The sequence below is a fragment of the Abyssisolibacter fermentans genome, assembly GCF_001559865.1.
GTDB classification, from domain to species: Bacteria; Bacillota; Clostridia; order Tissierellales; family MCWD3; genus Abyssisolibacter; species Abyssisolibacter fermentans.
In genome coordinates this window covers 1-18,729 of record NZ_LOHE01000070.1, presented here as the reverse complement: position 1 = coordinate 18,729, position 18,729 = coordinate 1, and the positions used below count along the sequence as shown (strand labels likewise).

Sequence of the window (18,729 nt, the reverse complement as noted above, 5' to 3'; positions counted from 1 at the left end):
GATGACTATTTATAAAAAACAAGACATATGAAATGTAAATAAATAAATGTAAATGTATTTTTAACAGTAGCGTTACAGACTAGTTATTTATACCTAAAGATTACTTTTTTAGTAGCTTTAGAAGGAATTAATTCTTGATATGAAGAATACATTACATATGCAGATGAGCTTATTGGAGGAGAAAAATGAGTCTAGTTATATTTAAAGGAAATAAAGATGGTCTAAGTATATATATAAAAGATGGAGATTTTAATGAAATAATAAAAGAGCTTGATATAAAGCTAGACAGTGCAAAAAATTTTTTTAATGGAGGCAAGGTTACTAACTTTATTGGAAGAAAGCTAACTGATAAAGAGAAAGAAACAATAGAATATATAGTAACTAAAAAACATGGCATTGATATAGATTTATCTGTTGAAAAAAAAGAGATAAATAAAAGTTTATTTCATAAAAACATTGATGAAGGTATGACTAAATTTGTTCGGACAACCATAAGGTCTGGACAAACAATAAAATATAATGGGAACTTGGTAATATTAGGTGATGTTAATTCAGGTTCTGTGGTTATTGCTGGTGGGAATATAATTATTTTAGGAGCTCTCAGAGGAATTGCTCATGCTGGTTGTAAAGGAAATAGAGGTGCAATAATTGCTTGTAATAATTTGCAATCATCACAATTAAGAATCGCTGATATTATAGCTAGAAGCCCCGATAATCAAAATAAGAAAATTAAATGGTCTGCTGTAGCAAGTATAAAAGAAGATATTGTAGTAATAGAGCCGTGTTTACAGAAAAATTTATTATTATAGGAGGTAAATTACGTGGGAGAAGCAATAGTAATAACATCAGGTAAGGGTGGAGTTGGAAAAACGACTACTACCGCTAACATAGGTACTGGGCTTTCGATATTTGATAAAAAGGTAGTAGTAGTAGATGCTGATATTGGACTAAGAAATTTAGATGTTGTAATGGGGCTTGAGAATAGAATTGTTTATAATATAGTTGATGTTGTGGAAAAAAATTGTAGATTAAGGCAAGCTCTGATAAGAGATAAAAGACATGAGGGATTATTTCTATTACCAGCTGCTCAAACAAAGGACAAGACGGCAATTTCACCAGAGCAGATGCAAATTTTAGTAGATGAACTAAAAGAAATGTTTGATTTTGTTATAATTGATTGTCCGGCCGGCATTGAACAAGGATTTAAAAATGCTATAGCAGGTGCTGATAGAGCATTTATTGTTACTACACCAGAGATTTCAGCTGTAAGAGATGCTGATAGAATTATAGGATTACTAGAAGCAAAAGGTTTACATAATCCAAAGTTAATAGTGAATAGAATTAGACAAGAAATGGTTGCTCGTGGAGATATGATGAACATAGAAGATATGATAGATATACTAGCTATTGATTTAATTGGTATAGTTCCTGATGATGAAGCAATTGTTATATCTACAAATAAAGGAGAACCAGTAGTAACTGAGCAGAATGCATTGTCTGGTAGATCTTTCAGAAACATATCTAAGAGAATATTAGGTGAAGAAGTAGAATTTATAGACTTGGAAGTAAAAAGAGGAATGCTATATAAACTTAGAAAGAAAATATTTGGGAACTAAAGGAGGGATTTAAATGAGTTTTACAAGTATATTTAATAAAAGTAATAGTAATAGTAAAAATGTTGCAAAAGAAAGGTTAAGACTTGTATTAATTCATGACAGAACAAATATTTCTCCTAAATTTCTTGATATGTTAAAAGGAGATATAATTAAGGTTATTTCTGATTATATGGTAATAGATGAAGAAGGTTTAGATATACAAGTAACTAGAAGTAAAGGTTGCGAAGGAGAAATGACAACATCTGCTCTTATTGCTAACATACCAATTGTTAAAATGAAAGAGGGTTCAATAGAGTAGAAATATTTACTAGAGATTTTTTGAAATGAATTGTTATTCTAGTTTAGAAGATGGGGGTAATATATGAACATTGCACTAATAGCACATGACAAAAAAAAGAAAGATATGGTCAATTTCACAATAGCCTACAAGAAAATTTTAGAGAATCATAGCTTATTTACTACTGGAACGACTGGAAAAAGAATTATAGAAGCTACTAATTTAAAGCTTTATAGATTTTTATCAGGACCACTTGGAGGAGACCAGCAAATAGGCAGTAAAGTTGCGGAAAATAAAATGGATTTAATAATTTTTTTAAGAGATCCACTTACAGCACAGCCACATGAACCAGATATATTAGCTTTAATGAGATTGTGTGATGTGCATAATATACCTTTAGCAACAAACTTAGGAACAGCTGAAATACTAATAAAGGCTTTAGAAAGTGGTAATTTAAATTGGAGAAATATTATAGACTAAATAAAGGAAGGACGGTTTAATGTGAAACTGCTCCTTTTTTTTAAGCAAAGAAATCTACCGCTTAATTACTCATTGAATGATAGGAGTATCAATCTAAAACATAACAGATAATAAATATAAAGTAATAAAATAATAATTATTTAAATAAAGATATTATAAGAAATATACTTGGGATAGGACGGTGTATTATGAAAAGAAAAGGTGTTTTACCCTATAGAATGAAAAAAACTAAGAGAAATAATTATTATTACAATCGAAAAAACAAAAATTTTTATTTAAGTCAACTTAAAAAAATAATTGTATGTATCATTATTATTTTATGCATTATTGTACTAAAAAAGATTGATACAAGTAATACTCAAAGAGCGGTTGAACTTGTAGATAAAACAGTTAAATATGATTATGACTTTATAGAAAATAGTAAGTCAATAGTAGAATTTTTCAAAGGGCTGAAAGAAAAATCAAATAATAATATCAATGTTTTTAATTTGAATGAAGATAAGCTTGAAACAAATGTAGAAAAACCTATTGCAGGAAAGCTGTATAGAAATTTTGGCAGAATTGAAAAATCAAGTAATATAACAATAAATAATAGTGGTATTGATATTAAGCCATATGATGAAGAAGTCGTTGCTATAGACAATGGTATAGTTGAAGATATTGGATATGAAAAACTAAAGGGAAACTTTATAATAATTCATCATGAAAATATACAGAGTAAATATCAAGGGCTAGATAAAATATATGCTGAAATAGGTCAAAAAATTAAAAAAGGAGAGAAAATAGGAATTATAGGCAAAAAAGATAACAAGTATCTCCATTTTGAGATTTGGGAAAATGGTAAACCAATTGACCCATTAAAAAGATTATATAATAATTATTATTAAGGAATGGGTTAAGTATATATGCAAATATTTAAATTTAGAGATTTTTCGATTAATGTTAATCAAAGTGTTTTGTTATTAATATTTTTTCTTTTTTATTTTGAAATAAATGTTATAGCTATAATATTTACTATATTTATACACGAATTTTTTCATGGTATTGGTGCTATATTAATGAATACTAAAATAAGAAGGTTGAATATTTTTCTATTTGGTTGTGTTTTCAATTTTGATGAATTTATTGGATTAGACCCTAAGAAGGAAAGTTTAATTTGCATAATGGGTCCTTTAGGCAACATTTTATTTGTATTAACATTGAAACTTTGCGAAAAAATTTTTTTGGGAAATAACTTCATAAATCAATTAGTGAGTTACAATTTATATATGGCAGTTTTTAATTTATTACCAATGCTGCCACTAGATGGCGGTAGAGTGTTAAGAGCAATATTTACTTATTTTTTTGGTTTTAAATTAGGTACCAAAATAGTGCTATATATTACATATAGTTTAAGTGCTATCTTTATAATAATAAGTTTATATAGTTTTATTGTATTTAATAAAGGTATAATTGTAGTGTTTATTATGGCTTATATCGTAAAAATTGCACTTAAAGAAAAAGAAAGGACATCGTTTAATTTTATTAATGGACTAGCAAATAGAAAAAAGAACATAATGAAGAAGAAAGTATTAAAAGCTTATATTATTGTAAGTTTAGAGAATGTAAAGGTTAATAGAATTTTGAATAAATTATTACCTAGGAGATATCATATAATTATTATAATAAATAAATATGGTGAATTAGTTGGTTCTTTAAGTGAGGAAGAGTTAATAGAAGGGGTTTTCAAACATGGATTTGATGTTTTGTTGAAAGAATTAATATAACGCCCCATTTCCTTCATAGGAGTCACACTAAATTAAAATTTAGATTTTCTGCTTAAATATACAGCATATTATTGTGTATTATATAAATAATCAGGTATAATATTATTATTTTAGTAGTTTGTTTAGAGAAAAAATGTTAATATAATTAAGGTGAGGTTTTATTTAACTCATATTATTAATAATTTAATCAATGACAAGGTTAAAAAATAATAATCTATATACAAAAGTTAAGAATGTAGGTGATTGAATGATATTTAATGACAAATTGGAAAAAATCCTTATTAAGGTTGAAAAACCAGCTAGATATATTGGAAACGAAGTAAATAGTGTTGTTAAAGATGTAAATGATGTAGATATAAGGTTTGCATTTTGTTTTCCAGATGTATATGAGGTTGGAATGTCTCATTTAGGTATGCATATTTTATATAATATTTTAAACAATCAAGATTATGTTTATTGTGAAAGAGTTTTTGCTCCTTGGTTAGACATGGAAGAAGAAATGAAAAAAAATCATGTAGAATTGTTTTCGCTAGAGACAAAAAGCTCATTAAGAGAATTTGATTTTGTAGGTTTTACGTTACAATATGAAATGAGCTATACTAACATACTCAACATGCTTGATTTGGGAAATATTCCTTTGTTATCTACTCAAAGGAATGAAGAGCATCCTTTTGTTATAGCTGGCGGTCCATGTGCATATAATCCAGAACCTTTAGCAGGAATAATAGATTTTTTTGTCTTAGGAGAAGGCGAAGATTCTCTTGTAGAAATCATGGAATTATATAGGAAATTTAAAAAAGAAAATTCTTCAAGAGTTGATTTTCTTAAAATGGTTTCTAAAATTGAAGGTGTATATGTTCCATCTTTTTATGAAGTTGATTATAATGAAGATGGAACTATAAAGGAAATGAATCCAATAGTAAATGGGTGTCCAAAGACAATAAAAAAACGAATACAAAAAAATTTGGATCAAACATATTATCCAGACAAATTTATTGTTCCTTATATAGAAACAGTTCATGACAGGATTATGCTTGAAATATTTAGAGGATGTACTAGGGGATGTAGATTCTGTCAAGCTGGAATGATTTACAGACCAGTTCGAGAAAGAAAAACAGATACATTGGTAGCTTTAGCTAAAAAATTGGTAAAAACCACAGGACATGAAGAAATATCCTTATCTTCATTAAGTACAAGTGATTATTCAGATCTAGAAAATTTAGTAGTTACATTGATTGAAGAATTTAAGGACAAAAGAATAGGATTATCGTTACCATCATTAAGACTTGATTCGTTTTCAATGGAAATAATTGAAGAAATACAAAAAATAAGAAAAACTGGGCTAACTTTTGCGCCTGAAGCGGGTAGTCAAAGATTAAGAGATGTAATTAATAAAGGCATAAATGAAGAAGATTTGATTAGTTCTGTTAGTGATGCATTTAAACAAGGCTGGTCAACAGTTAAGCTATATTTTATGATTGGTCTTCCAACAGAGACAGATGAAGACGTCTTGGGTATAAAGGATTTATCGTATAAGGTTAAAGATTTATTTTTTTCTGTTCCAAAAGATAAATTAAAAGGCAATTTAAAAATAACAACCAGTGCTTCATGCTTTGTACCAAAACCATTTACTCCATTTCAATGGTATGGTCAAAATACTATTGAAGAATTTGACAGAAAGCAAAAAATGCTAAGAAAAGAAATAAGAGATAAAAAGATTAAATTTAATACACATGATGCAAGATTAAGTTTCTTAGAGGCGGTAATTGCCAGAGGAGATAGAAAAATATCAGAAGTTTTAATAAAAGCGTGGGAAAAAGGCTGTAAATTTGATGGATGGTCTGATCATTTTAAATTTGATAAATGGATGGAAGCTTTCGAGGAGACTAATATAGATCCTGAATTTTATGCAAATAGACAAAGAGATTATGATGAAGTACTACCTTGGGATTTTGTAGATATAGGAGTAAGCAAAAAGTATTTAATCAACGAAAATGAAAAAGCTAAAAAAGAAGAAATTACAAGAGATTGTAGAAAAGGATGTACTTCTTGTGGAATAAATAAGGCGTTTGATGGTGGTGTTTGTAATGAATGTGATTAGATCAAAATTCAGTAAAAGTGGACATTTAAAATACATTTCTCATTTGGATTTGATGAGATTAATGAATAGAGCTTTAAGAAGAGCTGATATCCCTGTTGTATATACACAAGGATTTAATCCACAGCCAAGGATATCATTTGCGACCGCATTATCTTTAGGTGTAGAGAGTGAAGGTGAATATGTAGATATTGAACTTAGTCAACATATTCCTGAGCAGCAGTTTATAAAAAGTTTAAATGATAAATTACCTGATGGTATCAAAATTATTAAAGTATCATATGTGAACGATAAAAAATCGATAATGAGTTTGATAAGATGGTCTCAATATGTCATAGAGCTAAAGTTTGATGAAAATATGAACAAAGAATCTTTGCAAGATATTATTGATAAGGTTTTATCTCAAGAATCAATAATGTATACAAAGACTAGTAGAAAAAAGGGGAAAAAAATTAGACGAGAAGTAGAAATAAGGAATCTAATAAAGAACATAGAAATATTAATGTTTAACAATAATACTGCTGTGGTAAAGAGTACATTAAGAACAGGAAGTGATGGAAATTTAAAACCAGAGGCATTAATAGATGTATTTGAAAGATATGGAGATTTGAAAATAAACAGAGAAGACGTAAAAATTCAGAGAATAGAGCTTTTTATTGAAAATAATGGGGAAGCTATTTTGCCCATTGCGTAATTAATATTCTTCATAGCAAGAGCAAAACAGGTGTGTTATATTTATCTAGGGAGAGATTATATGAATGAAATTATAATTGATGTTGGTGTTAATCAAAAGAGAGCAGCTATTATGGAAAACAATCAACTAGTTGAGCTTTATATAGAAAGAAAAGACACCAAAAGAACATTAGGTAATATATACAAAGGTAGAGTTGTAAATGTTTTGCCAGGTATGCAAGCAGCTTTTGTAGATATTGGACTTGCTAAAAATGCTTTTTTATATGTTGCAGATGCTGTATCTTCGGATGATATTATTGACAATAAAACATTTGATATCAATAAAACACCAATACAGCAAGTTGTTAAAAAAGGACAAGAAATAATAGTTCAGGTAATAAAAGAAGCGTATGGCTCTAAAGGGGCTAGAGTGACTACACAAATTACTTTTCCGGGAAGATATTTAGTATATATGCCATCAACTGAATATATCGGGATATCAAGGAAAATAACGGATGAGAAAGAGAGAATAAGGTTAAAAGATATAGCAGAAATATTAAAGGATGATAAATTTGGTCTTATAATGAGAACCGTAGCAGAAGGAAAAACACAAGAAGAAATCGACAAAGATTTAGCATATTTAAAGAAGAAGCATAAAAGAATATTAAGAGAAAAAAATCTTGGTAAAGCGCCTAAGATTATTTATGAGGAGTTAGATTTAGTAGAAAGAGTTGTAAGAGATATTTTTTCTTTTAAAACAAATAAATTGGTAATAAATAATTGGGACAAGTACAACAATATACTAGAGCAAATAGAGGCTTATAATAACATGCTAAGTGATAGAATAGAATATTTTGATTTAAAGCAAAGTATATTTGATTACTATAGAATACAGGCTGAAATAGATAATGCTTTACAAAAGAAAGTTTGGCTTGAAAGTGGTGGATATTTAGTGATTGATGAGACAGAAGCTTTGACGGTTATAGATGTCAATACTGGAAAATATATTGGTAGTTCAAATTTAGAAGACACTGTTTTACAAACTAATATAGAAGCTTCTTGTGAAATAGCTAGACAAATAAGACTTAGAAATATTGGTGGAATAATCATAATAGATTTTATAGATATGTATAGTGATGAAGATGATAAACAGGTGATAAATGAGCTTGAGAAAGCTTTGAAGAATGATAGGATAAGAACTACTGTATTAGGAATGACCAAATTAGGATTAGTAGAAATGACTAGGAAAAAAACAGGCAAAAGATTAAGTGCCAGACTTCTTAGAGCATGTCCAAGTTGTGAAGATACGGGGAAAATTTTTTCGGAGTATGAAATAGTACGTAAAATAGAAAATGAGGTAAGAAGAATTAGTATGCACACTTGTGTTAACAATGTTCTATTTGCAATACATCCATATTTTCATGATATTCTTAACAAGAGACATTTAGATGATTTGAATAAAATTAGTGATGCTTTTAATATAAATATATATTTTAAAGATTCATCAGTCGATTTAAATGAAATTAAAATATTAAAAATGGGAAGTAAAAAGGAAATTGAAAAACTAATTTAAAAGCTTGACAAAATGCAAATTATTTGTTACAATTTAAATCTGTAGGTAGCCGCTCAATATGGGTTAACTATTAAGTACCTTATATTGGCGAGACTGGTTTGAGGAGGTGTATTTATAATGTATGCAGTTATAGAAACAGGTGGAAAGCAATATAGAGTTCAAGAAGGAGATACTGTTTTTGTTGAGAAGTTAAATGTAAATGAAGGTGAAAGTGTTAAATTTGACAAAATACTTTTATTATCTGATGAAGGCAAAATAACAGTTGGAAAACCTTATGTAGATGGTTCTAGTGTTGAAGGTAAAGTAGTTGAAAACGGTAAAGCTAAAAAAGTTATAGTTTTTAAATATAAGCCTAAAAAAGATTATAGAAATAAACAAGGACATCGTCAACCATATACAAAGGTTATGATTGAAAAAATCAGTTTATAATTATAGGAAAGTGATATGATTAGAATAGAGCTTTTTCTTAATAGTGAAGATTATGTAACAAAGTATAGAGCAAAGGGTCATTCTGGGTATGAAGAAAGTGGTAGAGATATAATATGTGCTGCTATTTCAATACTCAGCTATACTGCCCTAAATTCTTTACAAGAAGTGTGTCAAATTGATGTAGAGTATAAGATAGATGATGATGGCTTTATGGAATTTGTCATACCAGCTGAAATTGATAGTGAAAAGAGATATAAAGTAAACATAGTTATGGATACAGTAATTATTGGAATTAAGAGTATTATTGAAAATTATCCGGAATATGTAACTCTCAAATACAGGGAGGTGTAAGAAGATGATAAGAGTAAATTTACAGTTATTTGCACATAAAAAAGGTGTTGGTAGCTCTAAAAACGGTCGTGATAGTGAATCTAAAAGACTTGGAGTTAAAAGAGCTGACGGACAATTTGTTTTAGCTGGAAATATTTTAGTTAGACAAAGAGGAACAAAAATACATCCAGGAAACAATGTTAAAAAAGGTGGAGATGACACATTATTTGCAGTAGTTGATGGTATAGTTAAGTTTGAGAGAAAAGGTAAAGCTAGAAAGCAAGTAAGTGTTTATTCTAAAGAAGCTATTCAAGCATAAACAAAAACCTACCAAATTTGGTAGGTTTTTTTAAAGAAAACAATATTTCGTTTATACATAGGATTTTTTTAATGATACTAGTTATTTTATTAGCTTAAAATAAATTTTTAAATATATTAGATTTCATTTTAATATATTTATTTTCTAAAGGAATAATATATAATGATATAAAATACAGTCTAATAAACTGAGTAAGGATGATAAATATGTTTATAGATAAGGCAAAAATTTTTGTTAAAGGTGGCAATGGCGGACACGGTGCTGTTGCATGGCGAAGAGAAAAGTTTGAACCTTCTGGAGGACCAGCAGGAGGAGATGGAGGTTATGGTGGTAATGTTATTCTTCAAGTAGATGAAGGATTAAGAACACTTATGGATTTTAGATACAAAAGAAAATATTGCGCACAAAACGGAGATAATGGACGAAAAAAATACCAGTTTGGAAAAAAAGGAATGGATTTGATAATAAAAATTCCAGCAGGAACAATTGTTAGAGATGAACTAACTAATAAAGTAATAGCAGATATGACAGAAAATGATCAAACTTTTGTTATAGCAAAAGGTGGTAGAGGTGGTAAAGGAAATGCAAAATTTGCTACTGCTACTAGACAAGCACCTGGGTTTGCTGAAGGTGGAACAAAAGGAGAAGAAAGGAATATTATATTAGAACTTAAATTACTAGCAGATATAGGTCTTATTGGTTTTCCTAATGTTGGAAAATCAACAATACTATCTATTATGTCTGATGCAAAACCCAAAATAGCAAACTATCATTTTACAACGTTAAAACCTAATTTAGGCATGGTAAGGATTGGAGAAAATAAAAGCTTTGTAATGGCAGACATTCCAGGGCTTATTGAAGGAGCTCATAAAGGGATAGGGTTAGGACATGAGTTTTTAAGACATATAGAGAGAACAAAGATTTTAGTTCATATGATTGATGTATCTGGACACGAAGGCAGAAATCCAATTGAAGATTTTTATAAAATTAACGAAGAATTAAAAGAGTATAATTCATTATTATTAGAAAGACCACAGATAGTAGTTGCTAATAAAATGGATATACCAGGAGCAGAAGAAGGTTATACAGCACTTAAAGAAGAATTAGAACCTAAAGGCTATGTAGTTATGAAATTGTCAGCAGCGACTAGAAAAGGTGTTGAAGAACTAAAGTTTAAAATATGGGAAGAATTAAAAAATGCTCCTGATTTAGAACCTATTATAAAAGTAGAAGAAGTGACATTTGAGAATCCAACTAAGGAAGATTACGTTGTAAAAGCCCAGGATGGTAAGTTTATAGTTGAAGGTAATTTTGTTCAGAAGTTACTAGATTCTACAAACTTTGATGATATGGATTCTATCAGGTATTTCCAAAAAAGATTAAGAGAAAAAGGAATAATAGAAGAGTTGGAAAAACTAGGAGTAAAGGAAGAAGATGTTGTAGATATTTGTGGGTATGAATTTGAGTTCTTTTTCTAAAATATGGGAGGTAGCAAAAAATGATAACTGGAAAACAAAGAAGCTATCTAAAGAAAATAGCTAATAATATAGATTCTATTTTTCAATTAGGGAAAAATGGTATAACAGAGGCTTTTATAAATCAAGTTGAAGAAGCTTTAGAAGCTAGAGAATTAATAAAAATTAAGGTATTAAATAATAGTTTCTTAGATACAAAGGAAGCTGCTAATGAAGTAGCTGATAGAGTAAATGCAGAATTTGTTCAAAGTATTGGAAGTAAATTTGTTATTTATAGAGAATCAGAAGAAAACAAAAAAATTGAATTACCAAATTAAAAAATGTTACAATATATAACACTATATATAAGTTTTAAAGTTGGTCAATACAACTTTTGATATGAGGAGTTCAAATTAATTAAGCTTTAACCCAGATGGTATGTCGAGAATTTAATGGATATCTTCTAAACAGAAAGATGAAGTAGAGTATTTAATTTTCTATGAATAATCTGGGTTTAAGTAAGTATAAAACAATCTCCTTTGAATAATGATATATATAATAATTAATATATCGTTTGAAGGAGTTGTTAATGTGAAAGATCAAAAGCTTAATAAGGTCAAAGAACTAATGAATAAAGGCTTCAGATGCATTAAATATGATCATAAGGGAGTTAAGGACTTTAAGGCTTATTTTAAAAATTTTGAAGAAGAAATTAGTAATGAGCTTACTTGTTCAGATAAGAAAGAAATCAAAAAAATTAAAGACTATATAGATAGTAATTAAACTTTAAGGGACGGAACTTCTGTCCCATTTATTTTATAGCTAAGGTAAATTTTTGAGGGAAGAGTGGCTCAATGTTTTTGTGCGAAAGCTTTCTACAGAGACGTTTATATTTTATTGATTGTATGTGGATGAAAAAATATAGGTATCAATGTCGTGGTCCCAAAATGCCATGTAGCTTCTAAAGAATTTATTGGTTTGATTTCTTTAGAGTCAGGCTTTGTGAGTAAAAAAATAATTACAAGATGGTGGTTCATTAATAAATGGATATAAATAATCATGGTTAAACCTTTGGATATTTGACAAAATATTATATAATGATAAGGTACAAATTGATCCTTAGATAAGGGGTGATTTAAAATGAGATGTGGAATTATGGGTGGAACTTTCGACCCTATACATTTTGGTCATTTGTTTGTAGCTGAAGAAGTTAGGACAAGATTAAATCTAGATAAGATAATATTTATGCCAACTGGCTTGCCACCACATAAAAATAACTCAAACATAACTCAGTCAATACATAGGTATGCAATGGCTTTAATTGCGACAGGTTCTAATCCGTATTTTGAAGTATCAACTATAGAATTAGATAAAAAAGAAATCAGTTACACTATTGATACGGTGAAAGAGTTAAAGAAATTAAGGACTGGAGTAAAGGAATTTTACTTTATAACTGGAGCAGATGCTCTTTTGCAGCTATCAACATGGAAAAATATAGGTCAATTAATAAATGAATGCAAATTTATTGCGGCTACAAGACCTGGTTTTGAATTTAAAGACATGGAAAAAGAAATAGAGAGATTAGAAAAAGAGTATAATACAAAGATTTATGAAATGTCTACTACTTCTCTACAAATATCTTCTACTGAGATTAGAGATAGAGTTAAAAAAGACTGTAGCATAAGATATTTATTGCCTGAAGCTGTTAGAAATTACATTTACAAATATGGACTATATAAATAATCTGGGATAATAATAGGGGAGTTAAAAATGTATGAATTAATTCAAAAATATAAAGATCAATTAATTAAAGATATTGGCGGTAAGAGGTTTGATCATTCTGTCAGAGTTATGGATACTGCAAAAAGATTAGCAATAGTTCATAGAGAAGATGAGAAAAAAGCTGAGATTGCTGGTTTATTACATGATTGCGGTAGGTTTATAGACGATGAATTATTATTGAAAAACGCAAAAAAATTTGGTATAATACGAAATGATTATTTTAAAGATACAAAGGAACTTATGCATGCAGAACTAGGAGCTTGTATAGCAAAAAATATATATGATATAAAAGATATGGATATAATAAATGCTATAAGATATCATACAACTGGAAGAGAAAATATGAGTAGACTTGAAAAAATAGTATTTTTAGCTGATTATATTGAGCCTGCTAGAGACTTTTGCGGAGTAGAAGAAATAAGGAAACTTTCATTTAGAGATTTAGATTTAGCTATATTAAAAGCATTAGATAATACTATAAAATTTTTAATACAAAAAAATCAATACTTACACATACGTACTGTAGAAGCTAGAAACTATCTGTTACAAAATAATATTTCGTACATATAATGAATAAACAATAATTAGGAGGTTATTAAGTGGCAAAGATTAAGCATATGTTGAAGGAAGCAATAGAAGCTGTTCAAAATAAAAAAACATTCGATATTAAATTGTTAGATATTTCCGAATTAAGCTCAATAGCTGATTATTTCTTGATTTGTAGTGCCAATAATGAAAGACAGGTACAATCAGCATCAGATGAAGTAGAAAGAAAGATGAAAGATAATGAATTTAATGTATTAAATATTGAAGGTTATAGGAGTGGTAGGTGGATTTTGATGGACTTAGGAGACGTAGTAGTACATATATTTCATAAAGAAGATAGGGATTTTTATAATTTAGACAGACTTTGGGTAGATGCAGAAAATATTGATATTGACAATATCATATAAAATCTGTATAATGTCTTTAATTACAATTTTAAGGGAACTTTAAGTCTAATATAATTCTTTTTATAAATATAAACACACCTTATATATTATGACTATTTAATCTTGTTTGTAGGTATGAATAAACAATCAAGATTTAATATATCGCTAAAGATTAGTAGAAATGTATTGTTTTTATAGAGAATCAGTGGTTGGTGGAAACTGATAAAATAATCTTTCGAACTTGCTTTGAGTATTTAGATATATTGGCTAGTCACCATTAAAAGACTACCTAAGCGAGCCGAAAGGCTAATAAGGGTGGTACCGCGGGAAAAACCTCTCGTCCCTATACTAAGGGATGAGAGGCTTTTTTGATTTCAAGTAGAAGACATAAATCTTAATTAGGTGTGAATCGCTTACTCATAAGAATAAAATGAGTAGGAGTTTCAACCAAATAGTGTAAGTTCATAAGTCTATTGAGTGAGGACGGACTTTGTTAGAATGTTATAGTTTATTTAAAATAGGCAGTTGCAAAACTAAAATATAAAAAATGTGGATGACTTTAATGTTTAGCTCATAAGTTTTTGGTGAGGGGAACCATCTCTACACGTTATCATATAGTTTTTTCAATATGTGTATAATCTTTGACGGTTCAGACAAGAGCCCGTTTCTTTTAGTAGATAAGAAACTCACTACTCACTGCGTTCCTAGCAGTAAGTGATTCACTCAAAATCGTAGATTTTGTTTCTCTACTTAAAGGCGATAAAGAAACGAACTCTTGAAGTCACGCTTTCAAAGAAACATTAGATGTTTACCTAGTAACTATATTGGTAGTTTTTACAACTAACCATTTATTAAAAACAATAGGAGGGATATTATGCCATATAATTTCGGAAAAATAGAGAAAAAATGGAATAAAGCATGGGATGAAAAAAATGTATTCAAAACTAAAGAAGACAAATCAAAAGAAAAATTTTATCAATTAGAGATGTTTCCATATCCATCAGGGAAAATTCATATGGGACATGTAAGAAACTATTCGATTGGTGATGTAGTTGCTAGATTTAAAAATATGAAAGGATATAATGTTCTACATCCAATGGGATTTGACGCATTTGGATTACCAGCTGAAAATGCAGCTATAAAACATGGTGTTCATCCAGATAAATGGACAAATGAAAATATTAAAGAAATGGAAGTACAATTAAAAGAATTGGGATTAGCTTATGATTGGGAGAGAGAGGCTGTTACATGTGATCAAGATTATTACAAATGGACACAGTGGTTATTCTTACAATTTTATAATAAAGGATTAGCTTATAAGAAAAATTATGCAGTTAATTGGTGCCCTTCATGTAAAACTGTTTTAGCAAATGAGCAGGTTGTAAATGGGTTATGTGAGAGATGTGATACAGCAGTAACAAAAAAAGAACTTGATCAATGGTATTTTAAAATTACAGATTATGCACAGAAATTACTTGATGATATTGAGAAACTAGAAGGATGGCCAGAGAAAGTTAAAATAATGCAAAAAAACTGGATTGGTAGAAGTGAGGGTGCTGAAGTAGATTTTAAAATAGCTGATTCAGATAAAGCATTAAAGGTATTTACAACTAGACCTGATACTATCTATGGAGCTACTTATATGGTCTTGGCACCAGAGCATCCATATGTTAAGGAATTAGTATCAGGCTCTGAGTATGAAGAAACCGTAAATACATTTATAGAAAAAATGCACCACTTATCAGAAATAGAAAGAACATCTACTGATACTGAAAAAGAAGGTGTATTTATAGGTAGATACGCGATAAATCCTTTAACTGAAAAACAAATACCAATATATATTGCAAATTATGTATTGATTGATTATGGTACCGGAGCTATAATGGCTGTACCAGCTCATGATCAAAGGGATTTTGATTTTGCTAAGAAGTATGATATTGAAATCAAGCAAGTTATTACTTCTGATGAAGTAAAAGGTGAGCTTAATGAGCCTTATACTGGCGATGGAGTTATGATAAATTCAGGAAAGTATGACGGCATTAAAGCAAGTGTTGCTATAAAAGAAATAATTGATTATATAGAAAGTGCAGGTATTGGAAAGAAAACAATAAACTTTAGATTAAGAGATTGGTTAATATCAAGACAAAGATTTTGGGGAACACCAATACCAATGATTTATTGTGAAGACTGTGGAGTTGTACCTGTACCTGAAGATCAACTACCTGTATTACATCCAAAAACAGTAGAATTTAAAGGTACTAAAGGTTCTCCACTAGAAGGATGTGAAGAATTTATTAACACTACATGTCCTAAGTGTGGTAAACCTGCTAGAAGAGAAAGTGATACAATGGATACCTTTGTAGATTCATCTTGGTATTTCTTAAGATATACAGATGCAAATAATAATGAGAAAATTTTTGATGAAGAAAAGGCTAATTATTGGATGAAGGTTGATCAATATATTGGAGGAGTTGAACACGCCATACTACATCTATTATACGCTCGTTTCTTTACAAAATTCATGTATGATATAGGTGTATCACCAGTAGATGAACCTTTTGAAAATCTTCTTACACAAGGTATGGTATTAAAAGATGGAGCAAAGATGTCAAAATCTAAAGGAAATGTTGTAAGTCCTAAAGAAATAATTGATAATTATGGAGCAGATACAGCTAGATTATTCGTATTATTCGCCGCTCCACCGGAAAGAGACTTAGAATGGAGTGACCAAGGTGTAGAGGGTTGTTATAGATTTTTAAATAGAGTTTATAGACTAGTTGAAGAATCAGTAGATAGATACAACAAACAAGATGATTTAGACATGACTAAGCTAGATAATACTGACAAAGAGATGAGATATTCTATAAATAATGCTATTAAGAAGGTTACAATTGATATTGAAAAGAGATTTAATTTTAATACAGCTATTAGTAGTATAATGACTCTTGTTAATGAAACTTATAAATATAAAGAAGTAGAAGGTAATGAAGAAGTAAGAAATATATTGCTATCTAAAGCTATAGACACAATATTAATAACGTTAGCACCATTTGCACCATTTATAACAGAAGAATTATGGAACATGCTTGGTAATAAAGAAAGTATACATGATCAAAAATGGCTTGAATATGATGAAAAAGCAATCGTTAAAGATACAGTTAACATAGTAGTGCAGGTAAATGGAAAGGTTAGAGTAAAACTAGATGTAGCTAGTGGAATAGATAAAGCTGCCCTTGAAAAAATAGCTCTAGAAAATGATAAAATACAAAAATTCATACAAGGAAAACAGATAGTTAAAGTTATAGCAATTCCTAACAAACTTGTGAATATAGTTATTAAATGATGAGGTGATATTTATGAATAAAGACATTCATCCTATTTTAAAAAATATGATTCCTATAATACAGGGTATAGCAAAAACCTTTGGGCAGAATTGTGAAGTTGTTTTACATGATTTAATAGACCCTCGAAAATCGGTTATTGCTATTGTAAACGGACATGTTACAGAGAGAGAATTAGGAAGCCCCTTAACCGAAAGAGGACTTAAGGCAGTCAGAAATAAAGAGTATGAAAATGATTTAATAAAATATAAAACAGTTACTTCGGATGGTAGAACCTTGAAGTCATCGACTATTTTCATAAAAGATGAAAAAGATAAAGTAGTAGGATGTATGTGTATTAATTATGATATAACAGAGTTTGTAGTAGCAAAAAAAGTTATAAATGAAATGGTTGAAACTCTTGAGGATAGTATGGAAAAGGAAGAAGAAACTTATAGTAATAACATTAATGATATTCTTTATTCAGTTGTTGAAAAAGTTTTAAGTAGTTTAGGAAAGCCAATAGCATATCTTAATAAAGATGAAAAAGTAAATATAGTAAAACAGCTAGATGAAAAAGGAACTTTTTTGATAAAAGGTGCAGTAGAATATGTAGCAGAAGTTTTATGTGTATCAAGATATACTGTTTATAATTATCTAGATGAAATAAGGGCTGAAGGCAGATAAAATAAAGAATTCATCTCATTTCGTTTTAAGAGTAAGTAATTTACTCGAATAAAATTTAGCTATTTGCTAAAATTGTGCCGATTCAAAAAAAGAATCGGCACAGAAATTTTAATAATTTGCTTGTTTTATCTAATAAAAATGGTATACTATAAAGTGATAAACTATTAATTTAAATACATAGGAGGTTATAATAATGAACGTAATTTATACAGAAAAAGCACCAAATGCAGTAGGACCTTATTCACAAGGAATGAAAGTAGGAAACATGGTATTCACATCAGGACAAATACCACTAGATCCTGCAACAGGAAAACTTGTTGAAGGCGATATCCAAGCAGAAGCTCGTCAATCTTTAGAAAACTTAAAGGCTGTATTAGAAGAAGCTGGTGCTAAATTAGAGAATGTTGTTAAAACAACTGTATTTATTCAAGATATGGCTCAATTTGGACAAATCAATGAAATATATGGACAATATTTCAAAGATCACAAACCAGCTAGATCTTGCGTACAAATTGGTAAATTACCATTAGGTGCAAATGTTGAAATAGAAGCAATAGCTGTTATAGAGTAATTTTACTTTAAGTTTATTGTGAAAATAATAAATAGGAATGTTAAAAGATAACGAACTATTAAAGGGAGCTGTCGGGAAATAGTTATATAAAAAAGTCAGTATGACTCATCACTGTAAGAGTTATACTGATTTTTTAATTAAAAATAAAATTTATTTAAAAAAAGAAAAAAGATGGTCAAAAATAACCATCTTCTTCCCGTTACATTGTATAATGTAATTACCATGAATAATATCTATTATAATGAATTTTTTGAGAAAGGGCAACAGGTAATTAACTTTAATCTGTATCAAATAGGATTACCAGCCACCGACCCAGTCTATTCCCTTAAAAAAATACTGGAGGATTAAATTTTTCTAGCTTGACTGCTAGATATTCTAATAAGGGGAGAAAAGGCTATAATACTATTATGATGTTTGCTGTTT

General features: G+C 29.1%; 21 protein-coding genes and 1 other annotated feature. All 21 genes read left to right on the top strand.

The features are described 5' to 3' along the window. The first annotated feature begins 185 nt into the window (after positions 1 to 185). The 21 genes from minC to AYC61_RS13380 all read left to right on the top strand — a co-directional run bounded on the left by minC (position 186) and on the right by AYC61_RS13380 (position 18,306). A complete protein-coding gene (gene minC / locus AYC61_RS13480) occupies positions 186 to 809 on the top strand; it encodes a septum site-determining protein MinC (RefSeq protein WP_066503404.1) in 624 nt (207 codons plus the stop codon). 12 nt (positions 810 to 821) lie between these two features. Then, positions 822 to 1,616, top strand: coding sequence for a septum site-determining protein MinD (minD, locus tag AYC61_RS13475; RefSeq protein WP_066503402.1), 795 nt, complete (start codon positions 822 to 824; stop codon positions 1,614 to 1,616). 13 nt (positions 1,617 to 1,629) lie between these two features. Then, positions 1,630 to 1,914, top strand: coding sequence for a cell division topological specificity factor MinE (gene minE, locus AYC61_RS13470; protein WP_066503400.1), 285 nt, complete (start codon positions 1,630 to 1,632; stop codon positions 1,912 to 1,914). A gap of 63 nt (positions 1,915 to 1,977) precedes the next feature. Continuing rightward, positions 1,978 to 2,373, top strand: a complete 396-nt coding sequence (mgsA, locus tag AYC61_RS13465) for a methylglyoxal synthase (RefSeq protein WP_066503396.1) — start codon at positions 1,978 to 1,980, stop codon at positions 2,371 to 2,373. A 188-nt stretch (positions 2,374 to 2,561) separates the two neighbouring features. Beyond that, complete coding sequence (locus tag AYC61_RS13460) at positions 2,562 to 3,260, top strand: M23 family metallopeptidase (protein ID WP_066503389.1); 699 nt, start codon at positions 2,562 to 2,564, stop codon at positions 3,258 to 3,260. A gap of 18 nt (positions 3,261 to 3,278) precedes the next feature. After that, positions 3,279 to 4,139 carry a site-2 protease family protein gene (locus AYC61_RS13455; protein WP_066503387.1) on the top strand — a complete coding sequence of 287 codons (861 nt, stop codon included), beginning with the start codon at positions 3,279 to 3,281 and terminating at the stop codon, positions 4,137 to 4,139. A 247-nt stretch (positions 4,140 to 4,386) separates the two neighbouring features. Beyond that, positions 4,387 to 6,240: a TIGR03960 family B12-binding radical SAM protein gene (locus tag AYC61_RS13450; protein ID WP_066503384.1), complete on the top strand. Its 1,854-nt coding sequence runs from the start codon at positions 4,387 to 4,389 to the stop codon at positions 6,238 to 6,240. Next, positions 6,227 to 6,931, top strand: coding sequence for a TIGR03936 family radical SAM-associated protein (locus AYC61_RS13445; RefSeq protein ID WP_066503382.1), 705 nt, complete (start codon positions 6,227 to 6,229; stop codon positions 6,929 to 6,931). Before AYC61_RS13450 ends, AYC61_RS13445 begins: the two co-directional genes overlap by 14 nt. A gap of 60 nt (positions 6,932 to 6,991) precedes the next feature. Then, the gene (locus tag AYC61_RS13440) at positions 6,992 to 8,482 is read left to right on the top strand and encodes an Rne/Rng family ribonuclease (protein ID WP_066503380.1); all 1,491 of its coding nucleotides are present in this window, start codon (positions 6,992 to 6,994) and stop codon (positions 8,480 to 8,482) included. A 117-nt stretch (positions 8,483 to 8,599) separates the two neighbouring features. Then, a complete protein-coding gene (gene rplU, locus AYC61_RS13435; protein ID WP_066503377.1) occupies positions 8,600 to 8,911 on the top strand; it encodes a 50S ribosomal protein L21 in 312 nt (103 codons plus the stop codon). 15 nt (positions 8,912 to 8,926) lie between these two features. Then, positions 8,927 to 9,262, top strand: a complete 336-nt coding sequence (locus AYC61_RS13430; protein ID WP_066503373.1) for a ribosomal-processing cysteine protease Prp — start codon at positions 8,927 to 8,929, stop codon at positions 9,260 to 9,262. A 4-nt stretch (positions 9,263 to 9,266) separates the two neighbouring features. Beyond that, complete coding sequence (gene rpmA / locus AYC61_RS13425; RefSeq protein ID WP_066503370.1) at positions 9,267 to 9,560, top strand: 50S ribosomal protein L27; 294 nt, start codon at positions 9,267 to 9,269, stop codon at positions 9,558 to 9,560. A gap of 206 nt (positions 9,561 to 9,766) precedes the next feature. Then, positions 9,767 to 11,038, top strand: a complete 1,272-nt coding sequence (obgE, locus tag AYC61_RS13420; RefSeq protein WP_066503367.1) for a GTPase ObgE — start codon at positions 9,767 to 9,769, stop codon at positions 11,036 to 11,038. Between the two features lie 20 nt (positions 11,039 to 11,058). Continuing rightward, positions 11,059 to 11,352: a ribosome assembly RNA-binding protein YhbY gene (gene yhbY / locus AYC61_RS13415; RefSeq protein ID WP_066503365.1), complete on the top strand. Its 294-nt coding sequence runs from the start codon at positions 11,059 to 11,061 to the stop codon at positions 11,350 to 11,352. A 253-nt stretch (positions 11,353 to 11,605) separates the two neighbouring features. Then, complete coding sequence (locus AYC61_RS13410; protein WP_066503362.1) at positions 11,606 to 11,797, top strand: hypothetical protein; 192 nt, start codon at positions 11,606 to 11,608, stop codon at positions 11,795 to 11,797. Between the two features lie 357 nt (positions 11,798 to 12,154). Beyond that, on the top strand, positions 12,155 to 12,757 hold the full coding sequence (nadD, locus tag AYC61_RS13405; RefSeq protein WP_066503360.1) for a nicotinate-nucleotide adenylyltransferase: 603 nt from the start codon (positions 12,155 to 12,157) through the stop codon (positions 12,755 to 12,757). Positions 12,758 to 12,784: 27 nt separating this feature from the next. Further along, positions 12,785 to 13,366 carry a bis(5'-nucleosyl)-tetraphosphatase (symmetrical) YqeK gene (gene yqeK / locus AYC61_RS13400; protein ID WP_066503359.1) on the top strand — a complete coding sequence of 194 codons (582 nt, stop codon included), beginning with the start codon at positions 12,785 to 12,787 and terminating at the stop codon, positions 13,364 to 13,366. Between the two features lie 29 nt (positions 13,367 to 13,395). Further along, positions 13,396 to 13,749, top strand: coding sequence for a ribosome silencing factor (rsfS, locus tag AYC61_RS13395; protein ID WP_242866797.1), 354 nt, complete (start codon positions 13,396 to 13,398; stop codon positions 13,747 to 13,749). A 132-nt stretch (positions 13,750 to 13,881) separates the two neighbouring features. Further along, positions 13,882 to 14,076 (top strand) — a binding site (T-box leader). Positions 14,077 to 14,602: 526 nt separating this feature from the next. After that, positions 14,603 to 17,071: a leucine--tRNA ligase gene (gene leuS / locus AYC61_RS13390; RefSeq protein WP_066503358.1), complete on the top strand. Its 2,469-nt coding sequence runs from the start codon at positions 14,603 to 14,605 to the stop codon at positions 17,069 to 17,071. 13 nt (positions 17,072 to 17,084) lie between these two features. After that, positions 17,085 to 17,735 (top strand): helix-turn-helix transcriptional regulator, encoded by a 651-nt coding sequence (locus AYC61_RS13385; RefSeq protein ID WP_066503357.1) that lies wholly within the window; start codon positions 17,085 to 17,087, stop codon positions 17,733 to 17,735. A 193-nt stretch (positions 17,736 to 17,928) separates the two neighbouring features. Next, positions 17,929 to 18,306, top strand: a complete 378-nt coding sequence (locus AYC61_RS13380; protein WP_066503355.1) for a RidA family protein — start codon at positions 17,929 to 17,931, stop codon at positions 18,304 to 18,306. Positions 18,307 to 18,729 lie beyond the last annotated feature (423 nt).